At 42.6% G+C, this 3,973-nt stretch carries 2 protein-coding genes and 1 pseudogene; 1 reads left to right on the top strand and 2 read right to left on the bottom strand.

Going from position 1 to position 3,973, the window contains the following annotated elements; genetic code table 11:
• Positions 1-23 precede the first annotated feature (23 nt).
• The gene (locus IQ229_RS16640) at positions 24-449 is read right to left on the bottom strand and encodes an NfeD family protein (RefSeq protein ID WP_194045545.1); all 426 of its coding nucleotides are present in this window, start codon (positions 447-449) and stop codon (positions 24-26) included.
• A 232-nt stretch (positions 450-681) separates the two neighbouring features.
• Between IQ229_RS16640 and IQ229_RS24145 the strand changes: the two genes are divergently transcribed.
• Positions 682-2,832 carry a protein phosphatase 2C domain-containing protein gene (locus tag IQ229_RS24145; protein WP_228013516.1) on the top strand — a complete coding sequence of 717 codons (2,151 nt, stop codon included), beginning with the start codon at positions 682-684 and terminating at the stop codon, positions 2,830-2,832.
• Between the two features lie 360 nt (positions 2,833-3,192).
• Here the strand turns inward: IQ229_RS24145 and tmk are convergent.
• Positions 3,193-3,827 (bottom strand): annotated as a pseudogene (gene tmk / locus IQ229_RS16630) (dTMP kinase).
• Between the last annotated feature and the right edge of the window lie 146 nt (positions 3,828-3,973).

Here is a 3,973-nt window from a genome sequence, read left to right as displayed (position 1 = left end):
CCCCATTCCCAATAACTAATGACTCAACAAATTTCTGGTATCACAATCAAGGTAGTACCTTCTCTCCTGACTACATAAACTCTTTGATGAGGTGCTATGGTAAATTTGTCATCGTCACATCGTGCTTGCCAAGAGTTTCCCTCATACAACACCCGCCCTGTTTTTCCAGGTGGGATTTCTGTTAAGGTTTCGGCTATAACTGCATCCTGAATTTTCGACTGGCGTCGTCGTGGTTGCAAAAAGCGACGAGAAAGCACGATTAGTAATGTGGAAAGTAATAGCCAAACTAAAACTTGCAACCATACACTTCCCAAACCCACTCCAGACAGCAGCGCCACCACAAAAGCGCTAATTCCCATCATGAAGGCGACAAACGCCGATGGTAAGAACAGTTCCGTTAGGCACAAAACTGCTCCTGCCAGAAGCCAGATTAAGGTAAAACTTGGCATAGCGCCATCCTAGACTCTACATTGACGTAAATGCATTTCTACGATTAGATACAGCCAGACGTAAGTTATTTACAGAAAGCAAAACTTGGTATTTCTACCAATAGTTTTGATTAATTTCAGTAACTAAGTGTAGCTAGCGGTACACAAATCCAGTCTATTCTAGCCTTCAAGTCATTGCCAGCTAAAATTAATCGAAGTTAATGAGTTGATTGTTTTTTTTATTTACACTTTTATGATTTCTACTCAACTGATAATTTATTGTATAAATCCACGCTGTAATAGCCCCATTAATCCTATGGGAGATAATGTTTGTGCCAGTTGCCAAACTCCTTTAGTTCACCGCTATCTTTGGGCGACTGGCTCATTGTCTGCTTACATTCCACCAGGTACAAAGGTAGCAGATAGATATGAGGTGATTAAACAACAGATTTGGCTGGATACTCAACCGGGGCTGCCGCCAGATGTACCTGAAGAATTGCCAACCGAAGTAATTCCTTATTTACAGTTATATCAAGAGCGGTTACATCTGCCCCAGGCTTATGGGTTTGTTAGTAATCTTGAGCAAGATACAACTGATATCCTCTTATTGGAAAATGCGCCGATAGATAAGACAGGAAATATCTATCCAACTATTGTTGAGGCTTGGGAGGAAGCCACGGCAGTACGACAAGTTTATTGGTTGTGGCAAATTCTCCAACTATGGACACCTCTAGCAGAATTGGGACTTAGCCACAGTTTGCTAGTAATAGACAACTTAAGAGTCGAAGGTTGGTGTGTGCGACTTTTGGAACTCTACCAAACACCAGATGATAAAAAGTTGAGTTTACAAAATCTGGGGGAGTGTTGGCAGTTTTGGGTAGCTTCTGCAAAAGCATCAGTAGCTAAAGGGTTACAGAACATTGTCCAGGAGATGTGTGAAACTAAGATTGAGTTAGAGGCGATTAATATCCAACTCAATAATTTACTACTAGCAGCTGCTGCAGAATTGCCATTAGTTTTGAAGGTGGCAGGCTCTACAGATATTGGCCCAATGATGGCGCAAAATGAAGATGCTTGCTATCCCAATAGTTTGACTGATTTAGATACAAAACTCCATCCACAAGGGGATGGAGTTTTTGGGCATGGAGAATGGGGCATGGAGCATGGGGAAGAAGTTACCAATGCCCAATCCCCAATGCCCCAAGCGGCGGGGCGACTGCCCCTCTCCACCCACAAGGGGATGGAATTTCCCGCCGCTTTCGATGAACCTTTATTGCGCCACTTGTCGATTGTTTGTGATGGCATTGGCGGGCACGAAGGCGGGGAGGTTGCGAGTCAGTTGGCAGTGCAGTCTGTAAAGTTACAAATTCGCGCTTTATTAACTGAGGTGACAGAACAAACTGCACTTGTACCACCTGCGTTATTGCAGGAACAATTAGAAGCGAGCTTACGGGTAGTAAATAATGTCATTTGTGCCCGCAATAACGAACAAAAACGCCAGGGCAAAGAACGCATGGCTACAACTATTGTCATGGCGTTGCAAGTTCCACAACGAGTCCAGACAAGTACTGGGTGGCAATCAAATAATACCCATGAGCTTTACTTGGCTAATGTTGGCGATAGCCGTGCCTATTGGATTACTCGCAATTATTGCCAGCTACTGACAGTAGATGATGATGTGGCAACGCGAGAAGTACGCCTTGCTAAAAGCTTGTATCGAAAGGCACTTCTCAGACCAGATGCGAGTGCCTTAACTCAAGCATTGGGGACAAGAAATTCAGAATCTTTGCGTCTCAAGGTTCAGCGATTTATTCTGGAAGAAGATGGCATTTTGCTACTGTGTTCTGATGGGTTAAGTGATAATAACTGGGTGGAACAATCTTGGCAGGATTATGCAATACCCGTGTTAGCAGGGCAAATGACAGTTGAAGATGCTGTCCGCAACTGGATTAACTTGGCAAACGAAAAAAACGGGCGTGATAATACTTCGGTTGTTCTCACTTATTGCCGTGTCTCTCCAGAATACTTAGTACCTGTGACTCCGGCGTTGCCAGAAGAGATTATAGAAGCAGAAATACAGGAAGAAGAATTAGAGGAACTAGAAGAATTAGAAGAATTAGAAAAACCAACTTCTTTTACAGAAAGTTCGCAAGCTTTGCTAGACTTGGATCTAGATTTGGATCTTTCAGAGGAACCACCTCTCAAACCAGAAATTCCACCAACTTTAATTACAAAGCCGAAGCGGGATAAACCTTTGGTAATGCTGGGGGTAGGGTTGGCTTTGCTTGTGGGGGGTACAAGTCTGGGATTATTTGCTTGGTGGCAAATTAATCCTCAAGGATTACAGCAGATGTGTCGGCAATTTCCCCAAAAAGTGCAGTCAGTGTGTCCGACTGAGAAGTAGGTTATACCGAAATGTTCTAATGTTGATGAGCAATATTCCAGTATTGATAAGGAATATTGTAATGTTGATGAGAAGTATTACAACATTCCTTATAGATGTTGTAATGTTGATGAGGAATATTGCAGCATTGATAAAGAATATTATAATGTTGACGAGAAATATTACAATATTCCTTATGGATGTTGTAATGTTGATGAGGAATATTGCAATGTTTGAGAGAAACATTGCAATCTTGACAAGAACAACTTGTACATTCAGAGTGACGGAGAAGAAAGTAGCGATCGCACATCAACTGATTACAACCACAAATCAACTGTGGGAAGTAGTGAAAAGTTGTTGGAGTTTAGGTTTATTTTTGTCCTATCTCGCCAAGTGCAGATGTACGCGTAAAATTTCTTGAATTACCTGTTGTACAGCTTCCTTACTCAAGCTGCCATCTACCCGAACAATTCGTGAGGGATGGGATGCTGCTAAATGTGCGTATCCTTGCTGAACGCGCCGATGAAAAGCGATTGTCTCTTGTTCAATGCGGTCTAGTCCTAATTTATCTGAGAGTTTGCGGGACAGTCCAACCTCGACATCGACATCTAGCCAAATAGTTAGATCGCTTTCTAAACCACCAGTAGCAATATTATTAAGCTGATTGATTAAACTCATGTTCAGACCGCGACCATATCCTTGGTAGGCAATGGTAGAGTCAGTGTAGCGATCGCATAAAATATATTTCCCGGCTGCGAGATTTGGTTTAAGCTCTTGTTCAACGTGTTGCGATCGGTCAGCAGCATACAATAAGAGTTCTGTCACCTCTGCAACTGGTTTATCTTCTGACTTTTCTAGTAGCAAGCGGCGAAGATGTACACCTAACTCTGTTCCCCCCGGTTCGCGAGTTACCACCACGGAAACACCGAGACTTTGCAACCACTCAGAACAAAGCTGCATTTGGCTGGTTTGCCACAGCCTTCCACCCCTTCAAATACAATTAATTTCCCACCCATGCTTTTTTGTTCGCTGCAATAAACTGATTCGCTGACGTTTCATCAGATCAAGAATAGCGCGAAGTGTAAAATTAACCTGCAATTGCGATCGCAGTCTACGATTTAGTTACCTGAAAATTACTGTAATATCATGTCCAGATAAATAG

Source organism: Nostoc cf. edaphicum LEGE 07299, from assembly GCF_015207245.1.
Taxonomy (GTDB): Bacteria; Cyanobacteriota; Cyanobacteriia; order Cyanobacteriales; family Nostocaceae; genus Nostoc; species Nostoc edaphicum_B.
This window is presented reverse-complemented; position numbering and strand designations above follow the sequence as displayed.

What these genes read in the sequence shown, in the direction of transcription:
- IQ229_RS16640 (WP_194045545.1), bottom strand. Translation starts at nt 449, where the DNA reads ATGCCAAGTTTTACCTTAATCTGGCTTCTGGCAGGAGCAGTTTTGTGC.
- IQ229_RS24145 (WP_228013516.1), top strand. Translation starts at nt 682, where the DNA reads ATGATTTCTACTCAACTGATAATTTATTGTATAAATCCACGCTGTAAT.